A 22,597-nucleotide genomic window follows, 5' to 3' on the forward strand; every position below is an offset into this window, starting at 1 on the left:
CAGTCTCACGAGGGGCCGACCGGCGCTGCGCGCCGGATTCCGCCGGTCGAGTGGTCTTCGGCGGGACTGGCATAGGTGGGCGCCGGGCGGCCGACGCGCCCGGCCCCGCCGGTGCGGGGGAGCACCTTCCCGGGGCGACAGGGTCGTCGGACAGAAGGAGCGCGAGCTCGACACCCGGCACCGGGACGTGGAGGAGAAGGGCCCCGGGTGAGCCCGGTCCGCTGCGACGTCCTCGCCCTGCGGCTCCTGCGCTAGACGGCGGCCGGAGGGCGGCCCGAAGGCCACTTGACGATGTACGTACATCAACCTGTTTCCGGCGGCCGTGAATTCCCGGCATATCCGCAGGCAGAAGCGAATCGGACGATCGTCTTCGGGATTACTCCCCGCCATCCGTCAGGGCACCTTTGTCCGCTTTATTCCGTCGGCCCTCGGCAAGGGGTGGTCGATCCCGGCGGCGAGTGACACTCTCTTCCGTTGTCGGCGATACGGGGCCACGAGGGCCGTGGAAAACAGCCCGGCGCGGGCCGGTCATTTCGCATCGCCAGGTCGCAATGATCCGTCAGTCGAATAGGACAGGGAGAGCGGTACTTCCATGAATCTTCGTATCAGCAAGCGAATCGCCGCGGTGACACTCGCCGCCGCCACCGTGGTCGGCGGAGGCGTCGTCGCCGCCTCGCCCGCCAGCGCCATCGGCCCCGTGCAGTGCCCCGGCGGCGGGGCGAAGGCCTACGGCATCGAGCTGTGGATGTCGGGCTGGCAGCTCTGCTACGCGGGCAGCGTGGGGGCCATCTACCCCAACGTCGACGGCGTGAACCTGGTGACCTCGCAGTGGAACAACGGCATCATCACGGCGAACGGCACGCCGTACAACCTCTACGCCGGCGGAAGCCTCAGCTTCACCAGCGCGCACGTTTCCGAAGTGCAGATCGTGTGATTCCGCCGGCGGCGGCGGGCGTCCTCCGGATGCCCGCCGCCCGCTTTTCTCCGTCTTTCTCCAGGGAGGAGAAGAATTCCTATGCCGATGCCACCGCGGGGACGCGCCCCGCTCGCGTTCACCGTTCTGGCCGTGGCCGTGAGTTCCCTTTCCGCCTGCTCCGGTGGAGGCCAGGCGAATTCCGGCCCGCCGCCGACAGGGCAGGTGCCGGTCATCGACCGGCCGGAGCAGATCACCCTGCCCCTCGACGGCTACAAGCCGACCGCCGAACAGGCCGTGACGATCAGCCGGGCCTCGCACCTCGTCACGGCCCGCTGCATGAAGGACTTCGGCCTCCAGGCCCCGGAGCAGACCTACGACGCCTTCACCCAGGCGGCGACGGCGGCCCGGGAACGGACCCAGCTCTACGGGTACTTCGCCCCGGCGAAGGCGGCCGAGAAGGGGTACGACCGCAACCAGGTCATCCCCGATTCCACCCTCTCCCCGGACGTCACCTCGGTGCTCTACGGAGCGGACCCCTCGGGGAAGCCGGTCACGAGCTTCAACGGCAGGCCGGTGCCCAAGGGCGGCTGCTGGCAGGCCGGCGCGGACGCGCTCGGCGGGCCGCCGCCGGTGCCGGGCACCGCGCAGGGCCTGCCCGACAAGGGCCCCCGGATCCCCCTCACCGACCCGCGCCTGACCGCCGCGTACGCGGAGTGGAGCGCGTGCATGAAGGGGAAGGGCTACAGCTACGCCAACCCGGCGGACGCCTACAGCGACCGCAAGTGGGGCGCGGCGGGCGCCACCCCTGCGGCGGGCACCACCCCCGCCGCCGGGACGCCGCCCCCGCGCAGCCCCGACGAGGTGCCGACGGCCGAGGCCGACATCGCCTGCAAGATCTCCCTGAACACGGTCGGCCGGCTCGTCGCGGTGGAGACCGCCTACGACAACCAGTACATCGCGAGGAACGCCGACTCCCTGCGGAGCTTCGCCCAGCAGTTGAGCGCGCGGACGCAGCGGGCCCAGGCCGTCATCGCGCAGGACGGCGCCACCGGTCAGGGAGCGCCGCCCGCGGCGGTTCAGCCCGGGTAGTCGATGGCGTTCAGGGCGAGGTCGTCCATCAGGCGCTCCCTGAAGAGCCACCCGCCGTCGACGCGGACCACCGTGTCGTTGAACCGGCCGTAGGCCGCGACGTGCGGCGTCTGGGTCCGCGGCTCGAAGGCGGCGATGACGACCATGTAGCTCCAGACCGTCGCGGTGTCCGCGTCGACCTCGGTGACGGTCGTGTTGGTGCTCATGTGCCGGTTGCCGGCGCGGCTCGGGCCGTAGTCGTCGAGCCACTGGGCGAGCGCCTCGCGGCCGGTCGTCGTCCCCGTGTAGTTGGTGAGGCTGCCGTCCTCGGTGAAGGTGTCGGCAAAGCCCTTGAGGTCGCCCTCGTCGACGGTCTTCCAGTAGCGGGCCAGCAGTTCGTGGATCTCGAAGCGGTCGGCTGCGGTGATGCCGGACATGCGGGTGCTCCCTATCCGAGGTCGGTGCGAGGTTGGTTCGACGTTGGTGCGAGGTTGGTTCGAGGCCGGTGCGGGACCGGTTCGAGGTCGGTGCGGGGTCTACCTGAGGTTTCCGCGGGCGAAGGCGGCGAAGACGCCCTCGCCGCCCATCGCGTCGAAGAACGCGGCGGCGTGCTCGCTCTGCCAGCTGCCGAGCAGCCGCGTCAGCGCCGGGACGACGGTGAGCAGCTCTGCCCCGGCGGCCCGCAGGGTGTCGCGGCTGTTGGCGGCGGAGGTGCGCGTGCCGGCCGCCGACACGTCGAGCAGGACGGCGACGCCGAAGCCGTCCTCGATCGCGGACAGGACCGGCGGCACCAGGCACACCTCGGTGGTCAGGCCGCCGACGAGGAGGTTCTCCCGGCCGGTCGCACGGACGGCCTCGACGAACGCCGGGTCGTCCCACGCGTTGATGACGCCCGCGCGCTGCACCCGGGCGGCGTACGCGGCGGGCACGAGGGTCTCGAGGTCGGGCAGCAGCGGGCCCTGCTGCCGGTCCTCGAGGCTGCTGGTCAGGACGACGGGGACGCCGACCGCCGCCGCGAAGCGCACGATCGTGCGCACCCACATCGTCAGCTGGTCGCGTTCGTCCTCGCCGGCCAGCTCGCCGGCCCACCCGATCGTGCCGACCTGGTGGTCGATCAGGACCAGCGCGGTGTTGTCGATGGTGAGGGGGATCCGGGGTGCGGTCATGACGCCCTCACCCGCCGGGGCGATCCGTGTCGAACCGGGTCGAATCGGCCCGGACACGCCTATCTGCACTCATGTGCCTACAGTAAGTGACGCCTCGGCGTCTGCGGCCCGATCCACGAGCGGGGCGGGGGTGTCGCCGCCGGGACGGTGGCGGACCCCGCGGTGGACGAGGCGTTCGGGGCGTTCGGGGCGTTCGAGGCGGCGCTGACCGTGTCGGGCCGTTGCGCGGGAAGTCGGCCGGTCCGACTTCCCACGCCGAGCCCGCCGAGTGGGGTCGTGGGGTTACGCCCTGCCGCCCCTGTTGCCCCCACCGCGCAGCAGGTCCGCGATGCGCGCGTCGACCTGCTCGCGGTCGTAGCCCCGCCACCTGATCTCGAACGCCGGCACGGGCGGCAGTGAAACGGCCCCGGACAGGGCCCTGAGGTAGTGGTCGACCTGCTCGCGGTCGTAGCCGCGCCGGACCAGGTCGAAGCCGCGGAACTCCGGTGATGTGGACACCTCGCGGGTCCTCCAATCTCTGACGACTCCCTGACGGCCGCTCGCCCGGGCCGCAGGGATCGAGGCCGGTCCGCGGGGCTCGCCGACCGGGGTGGCGCGTGAAAGGCGTCAGGCTTCTTGATCTTGTCATATGGATCGCGTCAGGAGCCGCGGGACGGCGGACTTCCGGTGCCACCATCCAACTTCCCCGAGAAGAAAGACGGTTCCGACCTTGCACCTCCTCTCCCGCCTGAAACGCGCCCTGGCCTGCGGGGTCGCCGCCGTCGCCGTGGTCTCCGGCCTGACCGCGCAGGCCCAGGCCGCGCCCGCGGCAGCCGCCGCGGCGGCCCCGGTGGACAAGACCTGCGGAACCCCGGCCTCGCCGGGCGGCGGCAACTGCATGACGGCGCTGATCAGTTCCGCCTTCGACACGATCAGGCTGATGCACGACGCCGCCAACCTCAACAAGCTGGACAACGCGGAGTTCACCCAGAACACCGCGACGAAGTTGAGCGCGAAGTTCCCGGGGTTCAACGTCATGGTGTTCAAGACCGTGGGCACCGACCTGTACGACACCGAGTGGTTCCGGAACGAGTACAAGTCCGACATGCGGGGGGTGCTGCTCGACACCACCTACAAGCTCAACCACTTCCTGGACAAGGAGAAGAAGGAGCCGTCCGGCTACGACGTCTTCCGGATCTGGGTCTTCCAGGGGGACTCGACCTTCCGCAACCGGGGCGACGGCGGCTACCTGAACTGGGCGTTCACCGGCAACGACGGCGACACCGTCAAGAAGGAGCCGTGGACCTGCCGCTCGGGCACCGCGCGGCCCTACAAGTGCGACGGCGACGTGCGCACCGTCCACTTCCCCGCGCGGTCCGGCTACGGCACCAGGACCGGCAGCCTGACCCCCGACTCCAGCGGCCCCGGCTATCACGCCTGCCTGGACGTCAGCGGCAACGGCACCGCGAACGGCACCCCCGTCCAGATGTGGGAATGCAACGGTGGCGACGCCCAGAAATGGACGTACAACGGCTACAAGCTCCAGGCGGCCAACGGCAAGTGCCTCGACCTGGAGGCCAACAAGACCGCGAACGGGACCAAGCTGCAGGTGTGGGACTGCCTGGAGATCCCCGGACAACGCTGGAACATGTCGGCCGGCGGCGGTTTCCGGCACATGACCGACCAGGACGACCGCTCCAAGGACGTCTGCGTCGACGACTTCAGCGGCCGGACCGCCAACGGCAGCACGGTGGCGGCCTGGGCCTGCGGCTCCGAGGACCGGCGGGACGCGCCCAACCAGAACTGGGCCTGGGGCGGCACCCCGCCGACCACCACCCCGCCCACGCCCGGCGGCGGCACCGGCGCCGGCGCCGAGGTGTACCTGAAGCTCGACAACGGCCTGGGCGCCGTGCCGGTCAACGGATCGGCCGGAGCGTCGGTCGTCGCCGGGCTCCGGGGCGGCAACGAGTCCAAGTGGAAGCTCGCCCCGGCGGGCGGCGGCCGCTACCGGATCACCAGCTCGTACGGGCTGGAACTCACCGAGAACGGCGGCTACCTGGCCGAACTCCAGCCGTGGAGCAACTCCTCCCGGCAGAAGTGGGAGCTCGCCGCGATCGGCAACGGCAAGTACCAGATCCGGATCTCCGGCGACGACTGCCTCGCCCACGACGCCGACTTCAAGCAGCTCGGCGTGTGGACGTGCAAGCAGGACTGGCACCAGGGGTGGGTGCTCGAATCCACGTCCGGCGGCGTGATCACGCCGACCGACCCGACCACCCCGACGAAGCCGGACCCGAAGCCGAACCCGGACCCCAAGCCGAAGCCGTCCTCCGACATCCCGACCGAGCGGCCGCTGTTCCTGAAGCTCGCCAACGGGCTGGGCGCGACGGCCCCCAACGAGACCGCGAGCTGGGGTTCGCCGATCGTGGGCGGGATCCTGGGGGCGAAGGGGTCCCGCTGGACCATCAAGCCGCTGGGCGGGGACCGCTACCGGATCGTCAACGACCTCGGGTTCAACCTCACCGAGAACCCCGAGACCTACGTCGCCGAGCAGCAGGCGTGGGGCGACACCGCCAACCAGAAGTGGGAGTTCGTCGGCCTCGGCAACGGCAGGTACCGGGTCCAGATCGGCGACGACGACTGCCTCGCCCACGACTCCGACTTCAAGCAGCTCGGGGTGTGGAGCTGCGAGGGCGGCTGGAAGCAGGAGTGGTCCTTCCAGCTGCTCTGACCGGAGCCACCTGCCGGAGTCATGTCCCCGGGCGCCGGCCGTACGGGTCGGCGCCCGAGGCCCGTCCGCCAGGGGCGCGGACCGTGGCAGGACTGTTGCCCGTGAAGTGGCGCAGGTCACTGCCGTCCGGTGCGGGGCGTGATCGACTCGACCGATGCGCCAGCCCTCCCCGCCCCGCCGCCCGTTGACGGCCCGGCACCCTGCCGCGTCCGCCGCGTCTGCCGTGGCCGTCGCCACCGCCGCGTTCCTGCTCGCGGGTTGCGGCACCGCGACGACCGCGGCCTCCGGCGGCGGTCCGGAGGGCTCCGGCAGCCCCCGGCCGTGCGGCAGCGCGCCGCCGAGCGCGCCCGGCGTGCCGCAGCCGACCGCGCTCGCCCAGGGCGGGGCGCGGATCACCGCCGTCGGCCGCACCTGCTTCGAGTACGAGGTGACCAACCCGAACGCCGAACCGTACGACTACACCGTGGTGTTCAACGGTCCCGATCCGGACCGGGGCGCGGCGGTGTTCGGCGGCCCGGGCGGGGGAGGGAACCTCACCCGGACCGTCACCGGGCTCGCCCCCGGCGCCACCGAGAAGGGGCGGATCGACCTGACCGCGCCCGGCGCGACCGGGCCGGGCTCCCGCCCGGGCGCGCCCACCCTGGGACGGTCCGACAACCCCCGCCCGCCGAAGCCGGAGCTGCTCCAGGTCCGCAGCGTGCCCACCGCCGAGGCGCCCAGTGCCGGCGGCCCCTGCCCGCCCTCCGGCCTGCGGCTGTACGCCGACGAGGGCAGCGCCGCGATGGGCCTGCGCGCGGTCGGCCTGCACCTGCGCAACTGCGGGACGGCCACCGTCACCCTCGACGGCTACCCGCAGGTGCAGCCGCTCGACCCCGACCACAAGCCCCTCGACGGCGTGCGGATCCTGCGCGGCGGCGCCGAGATCGCCTCCGGCACCGGCGCGGACAACCCGCCGCAGAAGATCGCCCTGGGGCCGGGGGAGGGCGCCCGCGCCACCCTGGTGTGGCGCAACACCACCGAGGCCGGGGCCGGGGACCCGCAGAACGCCCCGTACGTCCGGGTGCGCGCCACCGCCGACGCGGCCCCCGTGATGGTCGTCCCGGAACTCGACCTCGGCACCACCGGCCGCCTCGGCGCCGGCGCCTGGGCCCGGGAGGACGCGAACGACAAGCCGTCGCCGGATCCGAGGCCCTGAGGTCCTGAGGTCCTGGAGAGGGAAGGACGGCCCGGCACGCTCCCCCGTGGCGTGCCGGGCCGTCGGCGCGGAAACGGAACAAGATGTTCCGCCGCGCGGTGTTCACTCGTGGAGGATGCCAGGGAGGCACCCCCGCCGTGTTGGCACCGAGTCGACAGTCCTTGGCACTGGGTGGACAGGTGCGGCCTTCCGGCCCGTCCGTGCGCGCCGGGTGCTCGCGGTACGGGGTTCTCGCGCCCGTACGCTTCGAGGACGGGTGTCAGTCGAGGGCGAGGCGTTTGTTGAGGGCCTCGCCCGAGGGGAGGGGGTCGATGAAGTTGTGCAGGAACCGGAGCATCGCGTCGGTGTCCAGGCCCTCGCAGGCGGCGTCCATCGCGGCGTAGAGGGACTCCTCGATCCCGGCGGCCCCGTCGGCGGGGCCGTGCCGCCCGTACGGCTAACCGCCGGCGCCCCCGGCCAGGGCCCGCTGGCGGTGCTCACTGGGGGAGAGGCCGTACGCGGTCTTGAAGGCGCGGCTGAACTCGGCGGCGCGGGGCAGGCCGCAGCGGGTGGCGACGGCGTGGACGGGCAGGTCGCGCAGCGCGGGGTCGGCCAGGTCGCGGCGGGCCCGCTCCAGCCGGCGGCGGCGGACGAAGGCGGCGACGGTCTCGCCGCCGGACTGCCGGGTGAACAGGCGGTGCAGGTAGCTGACCGAGATGTGGTGGGCGGCCGCGATCACGGCGGGGGTCAGCTCCGGGTCGCGCAGGTTGCGTCCGACGAAGGCCCGGACGTTCTCGACCAGGGCCCGCTGCCGGGTGTCGTCGGGTACGGCGGCCTCGGCGTCCAGTTCCCGGGCGAGCCAGGCGGCCACCAGGTCGACCACGATGCCGCCCAGCCGGGGGGTCTCGACCGGGCCCAGGACGGCGGCCTGCCGGTCCAGGCCGACGAGGAACTCCGAGAGCAGCGCGCAGGCGCCCTCCCGGGAGGAGAAGCCGCGGCCCAGCAGCTCGTGCACCCGGTGCGGCGGCAGCGGCAGCAGGGCGGTGGGGAAGTCGACGCCGACGGCCTCGATCCGGCGCTCCGCGGGCGCCTGGGCGCGGGAGCCGAAGGCCCGCAGGTCGAAGGAGTGGGAGCTGTCGAGCATGTGCAGGTTGCCGGGCCCGAAGGTCTCGGTGCGCCCGCTGCCGGGGGTCAGGACGAAGCCGCCGTCGAGCAGCAGGGTCAGGTGGAACACCCCGAGGTCCGAGCGGCGCACCCGGCGCTCGGTGCGCTGGAAGCGGGTCGGCGGGAAGGAGGTCCGCAGGAGGGTCACCGGCCCGAGCTCCAGGCGCCGCATCTCCGCCCGGAAGTCGTCGGAGTGGTCGCTGGTCACCTCGCTGTCCCGGGTGCGGCTGACCAACTCCCGCCAGCACTCGAACCGTTCCCTCTCGGGTACGCCCTCGCCGCGGAACACGCTCGCCGTGCTCGTCGCCACTGTCCGCCCTTCCCGTCCGGGGTCCGTCCCCTTCCCTGCCTGGTCGGGCTCCCCTTCCCCACCAGGTGTCACCGGCCCCTCGCAGCCGGTGACACCGAAACCTACAAGGTCAGGCCCGGTGTCCTCCGCCCGGGGGCCCGGGGCCCGGCCGCGCTCCGCCCGGGGCGGCCGTCGCCCGCCGGGAAATCCGGTGAACCGGCCGTCCGCCACTGCCCGTTGGCATGAACGCAGGGGCCCGACAGGCCCTGCTCCCATCGGAGGGCGGCGTACGGGGCGCGTCCCGTACCGCCGTCGACGAGACCGTGCCGCGGCCGGCCAGGAACCGCGCCGCAGCGGAAAGAGGGGAACGATGAGGAACACCGGAAGGACCAGGCGCACGCTCGCCTTCGCCGGCGCCGCCCTGGCGCTGGCCTCGCTCACCGGGCTGACGACGGCCACCAGCGCGTCCGCCGACGTCAACAGCGAGTGGAACTGTTCGCGCAACCCGAGCGGCTGGGACCACATGAACTGGGGCAGCTGCCTGCTGCCCGGTGACTCGCTCGTCTCCGCCAACGGCGCCTACCGGCTGACCTACCAGACCGACGGCAACCTCGTGGAGTACGACCGCTACGGCACCGCGATGTGGAACACCGCCACCTTCGGCGGCGCGGGCAAGGCGATCATGCAGTACGACGGCAACTTCGTCGTCTACGACACCTTCAAGAACGCCAAGTGGGCCACCGGCAGCGGCTTCGGCTGCAACCCCAGCGCCAACTGGGTGCGCATGCAGAACGACGCCAACATCGTCGTCTACCGCCCGCACGACAACAGCAGCCCCTGGGTCCCGGTCTGGTCCTCGCAGTCCGGCCGCGTCGGCACCTGCTGACACCCGCCCGGCCCGTGCCCGGCGCCTGCTGACACCGCCGGGCCCGTGATACCCGGCACCGGCGGCCGCACCCCCTGCGGCCGCCGGTGCCGGCGTCAGTTCCCCCGCGGTCGCTCCGCCTCCGTGGCGCCGCCCACCCGGGGGGCGCCGTCCGGGGCGCCGAGGGCGAGGGTGAAGCTGAACCGGTCGCCGCGGTACAGGGAGCGCACCTGCTCCAGCGGGCGCCCGGCGGCGTCCAGGCTGCGGCGGTGCAGCAGCAGCATCGGCAGTGCCGGCGGGGTGCCGATCAGCAGCGCCTCGCGCGGGGTGGCCAGCACCGTCTCGATCCGCTCCTCGGCGGCGCCCAGGCGCACCCCGTGCTCGCGCAGGTAGCCGTAGAAGGACCCCTCGGGGTCGAAGTCCCGGTCCAGCGCGGGCACCCGGGCCACCGGCACGTACGTGGACTCCAGCCCGACGCGCTCCTCGTCCGCGCGCAGCACCCGCTCCAGGTGCCACAGCGGCTCGCCCTCGGGGACCTCCAGCAGCCGGGCCACCGCCGCGTCGGCGGGCAGCCGGTCCAGGCCGATCAGGGTGCGCCCGGGGCGCAGGCCCTGGCGCGAGACGCCCTCGGTGTAGCTGCTCAGGGACAGCGGCTGCTCGATCTTCGGCCCGGCCACCACCGTGCCCCGGCCCTGCCGGCGCAGCCGGCCCTCCAGCAGCAGCTCGCGCAGCGCCTGGCGCACGGTGGCCCGGGCGACGCCGTGACGCTGCGCCAGATCGGCCTCGGTGGGCAGCCGCCCGCCCGGGCCGAGCTCGGCGACCAGCTCCTCCAGCCGCGCCTTGACCAGGTAGTACTTGGGCACCCGGCCGTGCTCGGGGACGCCGGCGCGGGCCGCTTCGGGGCCGGCCCGGGAGATGGGGTGGTTCACCGCGCAAGCCTACCGAGCGCCGCCCGGGCCGCACCGGGCCGTACGGGCCGTGCCCGGCTCCCCGGGGTCGATGATCACGGAAGCGTAACGGGTCTGGTCTGAATTTCCGCGGTTGTTCATACAACCGTGGATCCGGCGAGGGCCCGTCCTCGCCCGCCCGGCGCATCCTCACTCCCGGTGCAACTGCACCGCACTGACGACCAGTTGGGAGCCCTCGATGCGCACCTCCCGCACCGCCGCCCTCGCCGCCGCCACGGCCCTCGCCGCCACCGCCGCCGCGCTGATCGCACCGACCACCGCCGCCACGGCCGCCGCCCCCGCCGCGCCCGGGGTCACCACCGGGGCCGCCGCCGGCCCCTACCAGGGCCTGCCGAACGGGACCAAGCAGGCCAAGACCCTGGTCATCGGCGTCGACGGCACCCGCTACGACAAGCTGCTCACCGCCGACGCCCCCGCCCTCAAGGCCCTGATGGCCGGCGGCATGACCGCCACCAGCAACCTCTACGCCAACCCGCTGGCCCCCACCCTCTCCGGCCCCGGCTGGTCGACCATCGCCACCGGCGCGTGGCCCGACAAGCACCAGGTGAAGGACAACAGCTTCACCGGCTCCCGCTTCGACCTGTTCCCCGACTTCGCCACCCGCCTGGAGAACGCCGACCCCACCACCTCCACCCTGGTGATCGGCTCCTGGAACCCCATCGCCGGCAACGTCTTCAACGGCCGCGCCGACCTGCGCCTCCAGGAGAGCGAGAACGACACCAAGACCGCCGCCGACGCCGTCGACTACCTCGCCCACGGCAACCCCGACACCACCTTCCTGCACTTCGACCAGGTCGACGAGGCCGGCCACAACCACGGCGGCACCAGCCCCGAGTACGCGGCCGCCCTGCACTCCGCCGACGCCCTGGTCGGCCAGGTCCTCCAGGCCGTCAAGTCCCGCCCCACGTACGCCTCGGAGGACTGGCTGATCGTCGTCACCACCGACCACGGCCACACCGACGCCGGCGGCCACGGCGGCAACAGCGCCAACGAGCGCCAGACCTTCCTGATCGCCAACGGCACCGGCTACGCCCCCGGCTCCCGCCGCTACGACGTCAAGCCCGTCGACATCGCCCCCACCGTCCTCAAGCACGAGGGCGTCGCCCTCGACCCCGCCTGGAAGCTCGACGGCCGCCCGATCGACGAGATCGCCCCCGACGCCTTCGACGCGCTGCGCCCGAGCCTTCAGGCCCGCGCCGACGAGAGCGGCATCCCGGCCGGGGTGAAGGGCTGGACCCACACCCCGCCGGCCGGCTGGAGCATCGACAACTCCCGCATGCCCAGCGGCGGCGTCACCGAGTGGCGCGGCTGGACCTTCGCCACCGACGAGTTCTGGACGGCCGCCCAGCTCGGCCAGTCCCGCGAGACCAACGTGCGCGCCCGCAACGTGTTCGCCGTCGCCGACTCCGACGAGTGGGACGACAAGGCGCACGGCGCCGGCCAGTTCGACTCCACCCTGGTCGGCCCCGCCTACCCGGTCTCCGGCGCGAGCCGCGGCGTGCTGTCCTTCGCGACCAACTACAAGGTCGACGGGCCGCAGACCGGCGACGTCTACGTGGTCTTCGACAACGGCGCCCCGCAGCTGGTGAAGTCCTACCGCAGCGACCTCAACACCGTCGAGAACCTCCCCGTCACCGTCCCCGCCGGCGCCACCACCGCCCGCTTCCAGTTCCGCTACACCGGCACCAACAGCGCCTTCTGGACCGTCGACCAGGTCTCCTTCACCGCCTCCTGATCCGGGCGGCGGCGTGGGCGGGGGAGGGGCACCGGGCCCCGCCCCCGCCCGCGGCCGTAGACGGCGGGATCGGCCCACCCCTTGCATTGCCACGCGTATGCAACTATTGTTCCTGCATGTAAGGCGCGTTTGCACTAATCCTTCGGTGCGGACGCAACCCCCGGCGGGTCCCCCCATGACGCCCGCCCGCTCCGCAAAGGCACTGACATGTCCCTGAAGAACATCCTCCCCGGCAAGCTCGGCTTCGGCACCGCCCCGCTCGGCAACATGTTCCGCGCGATCCCCGACGCCGAGGCCCTGGCCACCGTCGAAGCCGCCTGGGACCAGGGCGTCCGCTACTTCGACACCGCCCCCTTCTACGGCGCCGGCCTCTCCGAGGAGCGCCTGGGCGAGGTGCTGTCCACCAAGCCGCGCGACGAGTACGTCCTGTCCACCAAGGTCGGCCGCGTCATCCTCGACGAGCTGGAGGAGGGCGCCCGCGACCTCGGCGAGAAGGGCGGCCTCTTCGAGCACGGCAACCCGAACAAGATGCTCCACGTGTGGACCGCCGAGGCCACCGAGCGCTCCGTCGAGGACAGCCTCAAGCGCCTGGGCACCGACCGCCTGGACATCGTCTGGGTCCACGACATCGCCCAGGACTTCCACGGCGACCAGTGGCTCGCCAAGTTCGAGGAGGCCCGCACCGGCGCCTTCCGCGTCCTGTCCCGCCTGCGCGACGAGGGCGTCATCAAGGCCTGGGGCCTGGGCGTCAACAAGACCGAGCCGATCGAGCTGACCCTCGCCCTGGACGAGCCGCAGCCCGACGGCTTCCTCCTCGCCGGCCGCTACACCCTGCTCGACCACGACCACGCCCTCCAGCGGCTGCTGCCGATGGCGCAGGAGCAGGGCGTCGACATGGTCGTCGGCGGCCCCTACAGCTCCGGGATCCTCGCCGGCGGCACCCACTTCGAGTACCAGCAGGCCCCCGCCCACATCATCGAGCGCGTCACCGAGCTCAAGGCCCTGGCCGCCAAGCACGGCGTCTCCATCAAGGCCGCCGCCCTGCAGTTCTCCCTCGCCCACCCGGTGACCGCCGCCGCCGTCCCCGGCGCCACCAAGCCCGGCCGCATCGCCGAGGACGTCGCCGCCCTCAACGAGACCGTCCCGGCCGCGTTCTGGCAGGAGCTGCGCGCCGCCGGCCTGGTCAGCCCGGCCGCCCCGCTGCCGAACAACGCCTGACCACCCGCACACCCCACCGCAGTGACAGGAGAAACGACCATGGCCTCCACCTCCGTCAGCCGTACCGTCCCCGCCACCCCCGAGAAGGTCTGGAGCCTCATCGGCGGCTTCGACGCCCTGCCCGACTGGCTGCCCTACATCCCCGAGAGCACCGCCTCCGAGGGCGGCCGCGTGCGCAGCCTGAAGAACCCCGAGGGCGACGTCATCGTCGAGCGCCTCGTCGACTTCAACGAGACCGAGCGGCAGTACAGCTACGCCATCCTCCAGGCCCCCTTCCCGGTCGACGGCTACGTCTCCACCCTCCGCGTCCACGCCGTCCCCGGCCGCGCCGACCTCGCCGAGGTCCAGTGGTCCGGCCGCTTCAACCCCGTCGGCGCCACCGAGCAGGAGGTCGTCGACCTGTTCACCGGCATCTACGCCGACGGCCTCGACGCCCTGGCCCGCACCCTCGCGGGCTGACCCGGGGCACCGCGCACCGGCGGCGCGGCGGTCCGGACACCTGGGGGATCGGGTGTCCGGGCCGCCGCGCCGCCGGCGTTTGCGCCTGTTCCCGCCACTCCGACCTGCCCGGCCCCGCCCCGCGGGCCGTACGGGCGGCGGGCGTAGGCTCCCGCCGGTGACACCAGCACCGACACCCCCTGCCGAGGCCGGACAGCCCGTCGAGCCCGCCGAGCCCGGCCCCGTCTGGACCCCGCTGACCCGCGCCACCGCCGTCGACCGCGCGACCGGCCTCGCCTGGCTGTCCGGGCTCGGCCACAACCGCGCGGCCCCCGCCGACCTGCTCCTGCGCCTCCTGGACACCGCCGAGCACCACTTCCTGGACCGCGACGACCTGCCCGACGGAGTCCTGGACGCCGCGATCGCCCACCCCGACCGGCGCGTGCGGATGGGCGCCGCGGAGAGCGGCCGGCTGTCACCGGCCCAGTGGGAGCGGCTGATCGCCGCCACGCCCGGGGCGGCGCTGCGCGAGCTGTTCGCGGAACTGGCCGAGGGGCCGGGCCGCCCGCGCAACCACCCCCGCTTCCCCCGCCAGGGCCTGCTGCGCCTGGCCGCCGACCCGAACCCGCGCCTGCGGGCCCTGGCCCTCGACGACCCCGCCGCCACCGCCGCCCACGTCGAACGGGCCGCCGCCGACCCCGACCCGGCCGTCCGCCGGGCCGCCGCCGCCGACCGTCGGCTCGCCCCCGCCACCGCCTCCGCGCTCGCGGCCGACCCCGACAGCGGCGTGCGGCACTTCGCCCGCGTCAACCCGGCCCTGCCCCCGGAGGAGCTGGTGGTGCTGCTGCTCGACCCGTGCCGGGCCGACACCGCCGCCAGGAACCCCGCGATCCCCGCCGCCGTCCTGCACCGCATGGCCGACCTCGCCATCCCGCACACCGCCGTACCCCGGCGCTGACCCGCCCGGGGCCGGTCCTGGGCACGGACCGGCCCCGGGCGGGGCTCAGTGGCAGACGAGAAGGTTGCGGGCCAGCTCCTGGATGGTGCCGGGGTTGACCGGGGTGTCGCAGGAGACGATTCCCTCCATCTCGGCGTCGAAGGTGCTGTAGGTGGGGTGGGAACCGAAGGCATAGGCCCAGTACCCGTCGCCGGGGTCGCTCCAGGGGCGGTTCACGCAGACGTACTCGTCGGCCTTGCCCTGGATGCGATGGGTGCCCTTGAACACCATGTAGTCGCCGGGGCGGTTGACGTTGTAGGTGACCTTCTGGGACCAGGTGCTGGTGGTGGACTTGCTGGTCTGGACGGAGAAGCCGACCTTGATGGAGACCTTCGCGAAGAACGCGCCAGCCTCGGCGTTGATCTCGGTCGAGGCGTTGAAGGTCGTGCTGACGTTCTCGACCTCGGTCACGGTGGTCTCGACGGAGCCGGTGGTGCCCGGTGCGATGGTGATGCCCTTCCGGTGGGTGAGCACCGGTTCGACGACGGCGGTCGAGACCTCGTACAGCCCGGTCCGGGAGACGCGGGGGTCGCACGGCCCGCCCGGCTCGGCCGCGTGGGCCGTACCGGTGGAGAAGGCCGACGCCGCGACCGTCAGGACGGCGAGCGCGGCGGGTAAGGACAGCCGCCGCAGGAACGTGTTCGTCAAGGGGACTCCTCGGGGGAGGGGGTGTCGGACCGTCACGCGGCCGGCACCCGGCATGGATTCGTCAGATCGTGCCCAGAACACCCCCACCGCACACCCACAACCCCGAACTCCCCTGCACAAATGGAAGGTTGGCCGTGCACATAGCCTGTTGCACACCGCCGGACCGTCCCTATACTGCCGTTGCCCGCAGGCCGGAACCCGGCCCCGGGCATCCGCCGCTGCGCCCGGCCAGGGCGGCCGGCCGCCCGTACGAGGGAGAACCGATCATGGTCAAGCACTACCTCAAGTACGCCTTCAGCACCCTCACCGCCGCGATGTTCCTGCACATGGTCTGATCCGACCGACCCCGGCCGGGGCCGGGTGGCCCATCGTCCGACCCTGGCCTGGGAGTCCGCTTGTTCGCGACCGCGCTGAGCCAACTGCGCTACGGCGCAGCGATCCTGACGAACCGTCGCATCCGCCCCCGCGACCTGGAGCGCCTCGCCCGGGACCTGGTCGCCACCATCGCCGAGTTCGGCGAGCCCGGCGAGGACTCCGCCCTGTTGCCCGGCCGCGCCGGACACGTCGACCCGCAGGTCCGGCGCGAGGTGGCCCGCCGCAGCCTGCGCGCCACCGCCCGAACGGCGGCCCGGCACACCGCCTACTACCGCCGCACCTTCGCCGAACTCGGCCTCGACCCCGACCGGTTGGAGCCCGAGGACTGGTCACGCGTCCCCGTCACCCCCAAACAGGCGCTGCGCGCCCTGCCCGCCGCCTTCGTCTCCGACACCGCCCGCCCCGCCCTGCAGGCGCTCACCACCGGCACCAGCGGCACCCCCACCGCCGTGTGGTTCTCCCGCGCCGAACTCGAGTGCGCCATCGCCTTCAGCACCATCTCCGCCGTGCTCGGCCTCGGCCTGCGCCCCCGCCACACCGTCGCCTACGCCGGCTGCTCCCGCGCCACCCTGTCCCTGGTCAACGCCGAGGAGTCGGCCACCCGCGCCGGCGCCGGCTTCGTCCAACTCGGCACCGTGGCCCCCGCCGTGGCCCTCGACCGCCTCGCCGCCCCGCTCGGCCTGCCCGGCAAGGACCCCCAGGTCACCCACCTCACCACCTCCGCCTCCTACCTGGCCGCCCTCGTCCAGGAGGCCGAACAGCACAAGTGGCGCGACGCCGACTTCGGCCTGGAGTCGATCAGCGTCGGCGGCGAGGTGCTCTCCGCGCCGCTGCGCCGCCGCGCCGAGGCCGTGTTCGGCGCCACCGCCACCTCCGCCTACCTGATGACCGAGATCCTGCCCTCCGGCGCCACCCCCTGCACCCGGGGCCACCTCCACCACACCACCGAGTTCGGACACCTCGAAGTCCTCGACCCGCTCACCTGGGAACCCACCGCCCCCGGCGGCACCGGCACCGTCGTGCACACCCCCTACGTGCCCTACCGCGAGTGCACCCTGCTGCTGCGCTACGCCACCGGCGACCTCGTACGCCTCCCCGCCGAGCCGCCCGACTGCGAACTCGCCCACCTGCCCGCCACCTCCGAGATCCTCGGCCGCTGGAACGGCCCGCTCAGCCGCACCGTCACCACCCGCGAGGTGCTCGACCTGGTCGAAGCCGAACCCGAGGTCCCGCTGCCCGCCCGCCACGCCCTCACCGAAGGCCCCGACGGCCCCGACGGACCGGCCCGCCTGCACCTGCTGGTCGACCGCCTGCCCGCCACCGCCCTGCACGGCCGCCTGGAGGACCGCGCCCACGCCGCCGGCCTGCGCCTGGCCGACATCCTGCTGTACGAGGACCGCGCCGCCATGCCGCCGACCGCACCCCTGCGCGCCGACCTGCGCGAGCACACCTTCGACACCTTCGACGTCCCCGCCGCCCCCGGCACCCCCGCCGCCCCCGACCGTGTCCCCGGAAGGCGCTGAATGACCGTCGACCCCGCCGCCCTGGCCGCCCTCAGCGCCGCCGTCGCCGCCGAGACCGCCCTGGCCGCCTGGTACCTCGCCCGCGTCCGGATGCCCCGCCCCCCGGTCGGCGTCTACACCGGCGGCGACATCGCCGTCCTGTGCGCCGGAGTCGTCCTCGCCCCGCTGCTCTACACCGCCCTGCCCGCGGCCGCCGTCTCCGCCGTCTTCGGCCTCGTCGCCTGCCTCGCCGTCCAGTTCACCCTCGCCCCGCTGCTCGCCGCCACCCCGCTGCGCGCCACCCCCTGGTCCTGGGCCGCCGCCCTCACCGCCACCGCCGCCACCGCGCTCGCCGCCCTCACCGGCCACCCCGCCGCCGCCCGCGCCGGCAGCGACCTGATGATCGCCACCGCCGTCGTCGGCGTCGCCAACCTCTGGACCCAGAGCGGCCTGCGCTCCGGCCACACCGCCGCCCTGGCCGCCGTCCTCACCGGCTACGACCTGGCCGCCACCACCCTCACCGACACCACCACCCGCTTCTTCGAACAGGTCCAGGACCGGCCCTTCGCCCCCCTGCTCGCCCTCACCGGCGGCCCGGCCCCCGTCGCCGTCGGCCTCGGCGACCTCCTGCTGCTCGTCCTCTACCCGCTCGTCGCCGCCAAGGCCCACGGCCGCACCGCCGCCACCGTCGCCGCCCTCGTCGGCCTGCTCACCACCAGCGCGGTCAGCGCCTGCTTCGCCGCCGGCTGGCTCACCAGCGGATTCCCGCTGCTCACCGCCCTGGGCCCGCTGATCGTCGCCCAGCACCTGTACTGGCGGCGCCGCACCGGCGGCGAGCGCACCACCGCCCAGTGGCGCGAGAACCGTCCGCTCCCGCTGCCGTCCTCCGTCGGCCACGAACCCGCCGCCGCCCTCGCCGCCCCCGTCCCCGACGGCACACCCCCGGGCACCTGGCTCGCCCTCGCCGACGGCCGCGTCCTCGGCACCGGCCCCACCCCCGGCCACGCCCGCCGCGACGCCCGCCGCCACGGCACCGACACCCCCACCACCGCCCGGCTGGTCTGACACCTCCAGGGCTCCGCCGGCGCGCGTCCCGGGGCCCTGTCAGTGCCGACCGCCATGATTCCCGCATGACCGCCACCGCAGCACCGCTGTCCTCCCCGTCCGCGTACGCCGACGCCGTCGCCACCGCCGTCCGGGCCGCCGCCGCGTACTACACCGACGGCTCCACCCCGCTCGGCGACGACGAGTACGACACCCTGCTGCGGGCCATCGCCGCCTACGAGAGCGCCCACCCCGGCGAGACGCTGCCCGACTCGCCGACCGGCAAGGTGGCCGGCGGCGCCGCGAACGGCGACGTCCCGCACAGCGCCCCGATGCTCTCCCTGGACAACGTGTTCTCCGCCGAGGAACTCGACGCCTGGGCCGCCGGCCTCGAACGGCGCCTGGGCCGCCCCGTCACCGCCTGGTGCGTGGAGCCCAAGCTCGACGGCCTCGCCATCGCCGCCCGCTACCGCGCCGGCCGCCTCCAGCAGGTCGTCACCCGCGGCGACGGCCTCGCCGGCGAGGACATCACCCACGCCGCCGACGCCGTCCTCGGCCTGCCCGCCGAACTCACCGAACCCGCCGACATCGAACTGCGCGGCGAAGTCCTCCTCACCCGGGACCAGTTCGACCACGCCAACCGGATACGCGCCGACCACGGCGCCACCCCCTTCGCCAACCCGCGCAACGGCGCCGCCGGCACCCTGCGGGCCAAGGACCGCCCCTACCGGATCGAACTCACCTTCTTCGCCTACGACGCCATCGGCCCCGACGGCCTCGCCCACAGCGCCCTGCTGGACCACCTCGCTGCCCTCGGCGCCCACACCGCCGCCACCACCGCCGCCAGCCCCCGGCGCTGCGCCGACACCGCCGAGGTCCAGCGGCGCGTCGAGGAGATCGCCGCACTGCGCGCCGAACTGCCCTTCGGGATCGACGGCGTGGTCGTCAAGGCCGACCTGGCCGCCGACCGCGCCGAGGCCGGCTCCGGCTCGCGCGCACCGCGCTGGGCCGTGGCCCGCAAACTGGCCGCGCAGCACCAGGTCACCCGGCTGCTCGCGGTGGAGTGGAACGTCGGGCGCACCGGCGTCATCGCCCCGCGCGCCGTCCTCGAACCCGTCGTCATCGACGGTGTCACCGTCACCTTCGCCACCCTCCACAACCCCGCCGACATCGAACGGCGCGGCCTGATGATCGGCGACCAGGTCTTCGTCTACCGCGCAGGCGACGTGATCCCCCGGGTCGAGGCCCCGGTGCTCGACGCCCGCACCGGCGCCGAGCAGCCGATCGCCTTCCCCGAGACCTGCCCGCGCTGCGGCGACGCCATCGACACCACCGAACAGCGCTGGCGCTGCGTCCGCGGCCGTGACTGCCAGGCCGTCGCCTCCGTCCTCTACGCGGCCGGCCGCGACCAGCTCGACATCGAGGGCCTCGGCGGCACCCGCGCCGTCCAGCTCGTCGAAACCGGCCTGGTCACCGACCTCGCCGACCTGTTCACCCTCACCCGTGAGCAGCTGCTCACCCTGGACCGGATGGGGGAGACCAGCGCCGACAACCTGCTCGCCGCGATCGCCACCGCCCGCACCCGGCCGCTCAACCGGGTCTTCTGCGCCCTCGGCATCCGCGGTACCGGACGGACCATGTCCCGCCGGATCGCCGCGCACTTCGGCTCCATGACGGCGATCCGGGCCGCCGACGCCGAGACCCTGGCCGGTGTCGACGGCATCGGCACCGAGAAGGCCCGCGTCGTCGCCGCCGAACTCGCCGAACTCGCCCCGCTGCTGGACCGCCTCGCCGCCCTCGGCGTGGGCACCGCCGTCACCGCCCCCACCGCCCCCACCGCTCCCGCCGCCACACCGACGGCGGGGGAAGGCGACACCGCCGACGACCGGGGCCCGCTCGCCGGCGAGGCCGTCGTCGTCACCGGCAGCATGACCGGCGCCCTCGCCGACCTCTCCCGCAACCAGATGAACGAACTGGTCGAACGCGCCGGCGGCAAGGCCTCCTCCTCGGTCTCCAAGCGCACCACCCTCCTGGTCGCGGGCGAGAAGGCCGGCTCCAAGCGCGCCAAGGCCGAGGAGCTCGGCATCCGCATCCTCACCCCCGAGGACTTCGCCACCCTGGTGGCCGCCCACCTCCTCCCGGCCTGACGGGCCCCGTCCCGCGCGGGGGTCCGAGTCCCTCCGGGCGGTCCGGTACGCCCCACGGGCCGGAACACCGCGGCCTCCCGGCCGGACCCGACCACCGGACGGTCCGCCGGGGCGCCGTCCGGCGGACCGTCAGCCGCCCGGGGCCGGCGGCAGCCGGAAGCCGACCTCGGCACCGCCGCCGGGAGCGGCGGCGGCGAAGACGGTGCCGCCGTCCGCGACGACCAGGTCGTGGACGATGGCCAGGCCCAGCCCCGAACCCGGGGTCGACTGGGTGCCGGCGGCACGGTAGAAGCGCCCGAAGACGGCCTGCCGGTCGCCGGCGGCGATCCCGGGCCCGCGGTCGCGCACGGCCAGCCGGGTGCCGGTGACGCGGACCTGGACCAGGGTGCCGTCCGGACTGAACTTGACGGCGTTGCCCACCAGGTTGTCCACGCAGCGCTGCAGCGCCCGCGGACGGGCCAGCACCGGGACGGGCCCCTCGGTGACGACGGCGATCTCCCGGCCGGTACGGCGGCGGAAGCGCCGCGCGCTGTCCTCGGCGGCGGCCGGCAGGTCGAGCGGCTCCGGCTCCTCCGCGCTCTGCTGGTCGGTGGCCAACTCGACCAGCTCACGCACGAGTTCGTCGAGCGCGACGGTCTCGGTGACCAGGGTCGCGAGGATCTGCTCCTCGTCCTCGGGAGCGAGCCGGCCGCGGGCGCGCTGGAGGAGCTCGGCACACCCGCGCACCGAGGTCAGCGGGGTGCGCAGCTCGTGGCTGGCGTCCTGGACCAGGCGCTGCTGCTGCTCGCGGGAGCGGCGCAGCGCGCCGACCATCGACTCGAAGGCCCGGGTGAGGCCGCCGACCTCGTCGCGCCCGGCGGCGGGCAGCGGGGTGGCCAGGTCACGGGTGGTGGTGATGTGCTCGGCGGCGCGGGCCAGGCGCCGCACCGGGCGCAGGATGCGGCCGAGGACGAGCCAGCTGAGCAGGGCGCAGGCGGCGGCGGCCGCCACGCTGGTGACGGTGATCCGCCGCAGGAACGCGTCGTCGACCTCGGTGACCCCGGCGTAGGTCTGGCCGACCATCACCGCGCCCTGCCCGTCGGGGCGGGCCTGGGTGAGGACGCCGTAGGGGGTGCCGTCGACGGTGGCGTCCTCCTGGTGGGAGCCCTGCCCGGTGCGGGCCACCTCCAGGGCCCGCTCGGAGACCGGCAGCGCCGGCCCGCCGCCCGGGGCCAGCGGCCGGGCGGTGCCGTCGGCGGGCAGCAGCTGTTCGACGGTGTCGGGCCGGGCGGGCGGCAGCCGGCCGAGGTCCAGGGCGGCGAGCACGGTCTCGGCCCGGTCCCGCAGGCTCCGGTCGAGCTGGTCGGAGACCAGGGTGCTGACGCCGCGGTAGGCGGCGGTGACGGGCACGGCGATCGCCAGCAGGACGGAGGCGAGGACCACCAGGCCGATGCGGGTGCGCAGCATCAGGCGGTCCGGGCGGTGTAGCCGACGTTGCGCACGGTGTGGATCAGCCGGGGCGCGCCGTGCTCCTCGGTCTTGCGGCGCAGGTAGCCGACGTACACGTCGAGCGAGCGCGAGTCGGTGTCGAAGTCGTAGCCCCAGATGCGCTCGTAGATCCGGTGGCGGGTCAGGACGGTGCCCTGGTTGCGCAGCAGCAGCTCCAGCAGGTCGAACTCGGTCTTGGTCAGGTCGAGCCGGCGCCCGCCGCGGTGGGCCAGCCGGGCGGCCGGGTCCAGGGCGAGGTCGGCGAGGACGAGCCCGGTGTCCTCGCCGTCCCCGGCGTCGAGCGGCTCGGTGCGGCGCAGCAGGGCGCGGATGCGGGCCAGCAGCTCCTCGGTGGCGAAGGGCTTGGCGAGGTAGTCGTCGGCGCCCGCGTCCAGCCCGGCGACCCGGTCGCCGAGCTGGACGCGGGCGGTGAGGACGAGGACGGGCAGGCGGTCGCCGCGCCGGCGCAGCATCCGGCACAGCGCGAGGCCGTCGAGGCGGGGCATGACCACGTCCACCACCGCGAGGTCGGGGCGCCGGTGCTCCAGGAGCTCCAGCGCCTCCTGGCCGTCGGCGGTGGTGAGCACCCGGTAGCCCTCGAAGCGCAGCAGGTGGTCGAGGGTGGCGCGGACACCGGGGTCGTCCTCGACGACCAGGACGGTGCGCCGGGCGTCGGCGGTGGGATCTGTCATGGTGTCATCCTCGC

At 74.1% G+C, this 22,597-nt stretch carries 20 protein-coding genes; 12 read left to right on the forward strand and 8 right to left on the reverse strand.

Annotated features, from left to right (window positions below):
* Positions 1-592: 592 nt before the first annotated feature.
* On the forward strand, positions 593-934 hold the full coding sequence (locus ACFVU7_RS30765; protein ID WP_143204695.1) for a hypothetical protein: 342 nt from the start codon (positions 593-595) through the stop codon (positions 932-934).
* 204 nt (positions 935-1,138) lie between these two features.
* Positions 1,139-2,005, forward strand: coding sequence for a hypothetical protein (locus tag ACFVU7_RS30770; protein ID WP_388048331.1), 867 nt, complete (start codon positions 1,139-1,141; stop codon positions 2,003-2,005).
* Here ACFVU7_RS30770 and ACFVU7_RS30775 read toward each other — a convergent pair.
* The 3 genes from ACFVU7_RS30775 to ACFVU7_RS30785 form a co-directional block, all read right to left on the reverse strand.
* Positions 1,993-2,421: a nuclear transport factor 2 family protein gene (locus ACFVU7_RS30775; protein WP_117484976.1), complete on the reverse strand. Its 429-nt coding sequence runs from the start codon at positions 2,419-2,421 to the stop codon at positions 1,993-1,995. The genes ACFVU7_RS30770 and ACFVU7_RS30775 overlap by 13 nt on opposite strands.
* Before the next feature lie 99 nt (positions 2,422-2,520).
* On the reverse strand, positions 2,521-3,150 hold the full coding sequence (locus tag ACFVU7_RS30780; protein WP_388048332.1) for an isochorismatase family protein: 630 nt from the start codon (positions 3,148-3,150) through the stop codon (positions 2,521-2,523).
* 282 nt (positions 3,151-3,432) lie between these two features.
* Positions 3,433-3,648 carry a hypothetical protein gene (locus tag ACFVU7_RS30785; protein ID WP_074005380.1) on the reverse strand — a complete coding sequence of 72 codons (216 nt, stop codon included), beginning with the start codon at positions 3,646-3,648 and terminating at the stop codon, positions 3,433-3,435.
* Positions 3,649-3,859: 211 nt separating this feature from the next.
* On the opposite strand from ACFVU7_RS30785, the gene ACFVU7_RS30790 reads away from it, so the two are divergent.
* The gene (locus ACFVU7_RS30790; protein ID WP_388048334.1) at positions 3,860-5,860 is read left to right on the forward strand and encodes a ricin-type beta-trefoil lectin domain protein; all 2,001 of its coding nucleotides are present in this window, start codon (positions 3,860-3,862) and stop codon (positions 5,858-5,860) included.
* Positions 5,861-6,014: 154 nt separating this feature from the next.
* Positions 6,015-7,055 carry a DUF4232 domain-containing protein gene (locus tag ACFVU7_RS30795; protein WP_388048336.1) on the forward strand — a complete coding sequence of 347 codons (1,041 nt, stop codon included), beginning with the start codon at positions 6,015-6,017 and terminating at the stop codon, positions 7,053-7,055.
* Positions 7,056-7,491: 436 nt separating this feature from the next.
* On the opposite strand, the gene ACFVU7_RS30800 is transcribed toward ACFVU7_RS30795, so the two are convergent.
* Complete coding sequence (locus tag ACFVU7_RS30800) at positions 7,492-8,508, reverse strand: helix-turn-helix domain-containing protein (RefSeq protein ID WP_388048338.1); 1,017 nt, start codon at positions 8,506-8,508, stop codon at positions 7,492-7,494.
* Between the two features lie 349 nt (positions 8,509-8,857).
* Between ACFVU7_RS30800 and ACFVU7_RS30805 the strand changes: the two genes are divergently transcribed.
* Positions 8,858-9,373, forward strand: coding sequence for a hypothetical protein (locus ACFVU7_RS30805; protein ID WP_074005383.1), 516 nt, complete (start codon positions 8,858-8,860; stop codon positions 9,371-9,373).
* 95 nt (positions 9,374-9,468) lie between these two features.
* On the opposite strand, the gene ACFVU7_RS30810 is transcribed toward ACFVU7_RS30805, so the two are convergent.
* A complete protein-coding gene (locus ACFVU7_RS30810; RefSeq protein ID WP_375876341.1) occupies positions 9,469-10,281 on the reverse strand; it encodes a GntR family transcriptional regulator in 813 nt (270 codons plus the stop codon).
* 217 nt (positions 10,282-10,498) lie between these two features.
* Here ACFVU7_RS30810 and ACFVU7_RS30815 point away from each other — a divergent pair, with 217 nt between their 5' ends.
* From ACFVU7_RS30815 to ACFVU7_RS30830, 4 genes are all read left to right on the forward strand, one after another.
* Positions 10,499-12,055 carry an alkaline phosphatase family protein gene (locus tag ACFVU7_RS30815; RefSeq protein WP_388048340.1) on the forward strand — a complete coding sequence of 519 codons (1,557 nt, stop codon included), beginning with the start codon at positions 10,499-10,501 and terminating at the stop codon, positions 12,053-12,055.
* A gap of 207 nt (positions 12,056-12,262) precedes the next feature.
* The gene (locus tag ACFVU7_RS30820) at positions 12,263-13,273 is read left to right on the forward strand and encodes an aldo/keto reductase (RefSeq protein WP_074005386.1); all 1,011 of its coding nucleotides are present in this window, start codon (positions 12,263-12,265) and stop codon (positions 13,271-13,273) included.
* A gap of 39 nt (positions 13,274-13,312) precedes the next feature.
* Positions 13,313-13,732: an SRPBCC family protein gene (locus ACFVU7_RS30825; RefSeq protein WP_074005387.1), complete on the forward strand. Its 420-nt coding sequence runs from the start codon at positions 13,313-13,315 to the stop codon at positions 13,730-13,732.
* A gap of 157 nt (positions 13,733-13,889) precedes the next feature.
* Positions 13,890-14,669 (forward strand): hypothetical protein, encoded by a 780-nt coding sequence (locus ACFVU7_RS30830; RefSeq protein WP_388048342.1) that lies wholly within the window; start codon positions 13,890-13,892, stop codon positions 14,667-14,669.
* Between the two features lie 45 nt (positions 14,670-14,714).
* Here ACFVU7_RS30830 and ACFVU7_RS30835 read toward each other — a convergent pair whose 3' ends face one another.
* Positions 14,715-15,356, reverse strand: coding sequence for a hypothetical protein (locus tag ACFVU7_RS30835; protein WP_117484956.1), 642 nt, complete (start codon positions 15,354-15,356; stop codon positions 14,715-14,717).
* Between the two features lie 395 nt (positions 15,357-15,751).
* On the opposite strand from ACFVU7_RS30835, the gene ACFVU7_RS30840 reads away from it, so the two are divergent.
* The 3 genes from ACFVU7_RS30840 (at position 15,752) to ligA (ending at position 20,424) form a co-directional block, all read left to right on the forward strand.
* Entirely contained in the window at positions 15,752-17,254 is a 1,503-nt protein-coding gene (locus ACFVU7_RS30840) for a phenylacetate--CoA ligase family protein (RefSeq protein WP_388048344.1), read from the forward strand.
* Positions 17,255-18,298, forward strand: a complete 1,044-nt coding sequence (locus tag ACFVU7_RS30845; RefSeq protein ID WP_388048346.1) for a hypothetical protein — start codon at positions 17,255-17,257, stop codon at positions 18,296-18,298. It abuts the gene before it with no gap.
* Between the two features lie 65 nt (positions 18,299-18,363).
* Positions 18,364-20,424, forward strand: a complete 2,061-nt coding sequence (gene ligA, locus ACFVU7_RS30850) for an NAD-dependent DNA ligase LigA (RefSeq protein ID WP_388048348.1) — start codon at positions 18,364-18,366, stop codon at positions 20,422-20,424.
* 129 nt (positions 20,425-20,553) lie between these two features.
* Here ligA and ACFVU7_RS30855 read toward each other — a convergent pair whose 3' ends face one another.
* Both ACFVU7_RS30855 and ACFVU7_RS30860 read right to left on the reverse strand, forming a co-directional pair.
* Positions 20,554-21,870: an ATP-binding protein gene (locus ACFVU7_RS30855; RefSeq protein WP_375876349.1), complete on the reverse strand. Its 1,317-nt coding sequence runs from the start codon at positions 21,868-21,870 to the stop codon at positions 20,554-20,556.
* A complete protein-coding gene (locus ACFVU7_RS30860; RefSeq protein ID WP_388048350.1) occupies positions 21,870-22,583 on the reverse strand; it encodes a response regulator transcription factor in 714 nt (237 codons plus the stop codon). Before ACFVU7_RS30860 ends, ACFVU7_RS30855 begins: the two co-directional genes overlap by 1 nt.
* Positions 22,584-22,597 lie beyond the last annotated feature (14 nt).

Origin of the sequence: Kitasatospora sp. NPDC058046 (genome assembly GCF_042885595.1) — a bacterium.
In the GTDB taxonomy this organism is placed as follows: Bacteria; Actinomycetota; Actinomycetes; order Streptomycetales; family Streptomycetaceae; genus Kitasatospora.

What these genes read in the sequence shown, in the direction of transcription:
- ACFVU7_RS30845 (WP_388048346.1), top strand. Translation starts at nt 17,255, where the DNA reads ATGACCGTCGACCCCGCCGCCCTGGCCGCCCTCAGCGCCGCCGTCGCC.
- ACFVU7_RS30805 (WP_074005383.1), top strand. Translation starts at nt 8,858, where the DNA reads ATGAGGAACACCGGAAGGACCAGGCGCACGCTCGCCTTCGCCGGCGCC.
- ACFVU7_RS30775 (WP_117484976.1), bottom strand. Translation starts at nt 2,421, where the DNA reads ATGTCCGGCATCACCGCAGCCGACCGCTTCGAGATCCACGAACTGCTG.
- ACFVU7_RS30855 (WP_375876349.1), bottom strand. Translation starts at nt 21,870, where the DNA reads ATGCTGCGCACCCGCATCGGCCTGGTGGTCCTCGCCTCCGTCCTGCTG.
- ACFVU7_RS30825 (WP_074005387.1), top strand. Translation starts at nt 13,313, where the DNA reads ATGGCCTCCACCTCCGTCAGCCGTACCGTCCCCGCCACCCCCGAGAAG.
- ACFVU7_RS30765 (WP_143204695.1), top strand. Translation starts at nt 593, where the DNA reads ATGAATCTTCGTATCAGCAAGCGAATCGCCGCGGTGACACTCGCCGCC.
- ACFVU7_RS30820 (WP_074005386.1), top strand. Translation starts at nt 12,263, where the DNA reads ATGTCCCTGAAGAACATCCTCCCCGGCAAGCTCGGCTTCGGCACCGCC.
- ACFVU7_RS30780 (WP_388048332.1), bottom strand. Translation starts at nt 3,150, where the DNA reads ATGACCGCACCCCGGATCCCCCTCACCATCGACAACACCGCGCTGGTC.
- ligA (WP_388048348.1), top strand. Translation starts at nt 18,364, where the DNA reads ATGACCGCCACCGCAGCACCGCTGTCCTCCCCGTCCGCGTACGCCGAC.
- ACFVU7_RS30860 (WP_388048350.1), bottom strand. Translation starts at nt 22,583, where the DNA reads ATGACAGATCCCACCGCCGACGCCCGGCGCACCGTCCTGGTCGTCGAG.
- ACFVU7_RS30815 (WP_388048340.1), top strand. Translation starts at nt 10,499, where the DNA reads ATGCGCACCTCCCGCACCGCCGCCCTCGCCGCCGCCACGGCCCTCGCC.
- ACFVU7_RS30795 (WP_388048336.1), top strand. Translation starts at nt 6,015, where the DNA reads ATGCGCCAGCCCTCCCCGCCCCGCCGCCCGTTGACGGCCCGGCACCCT.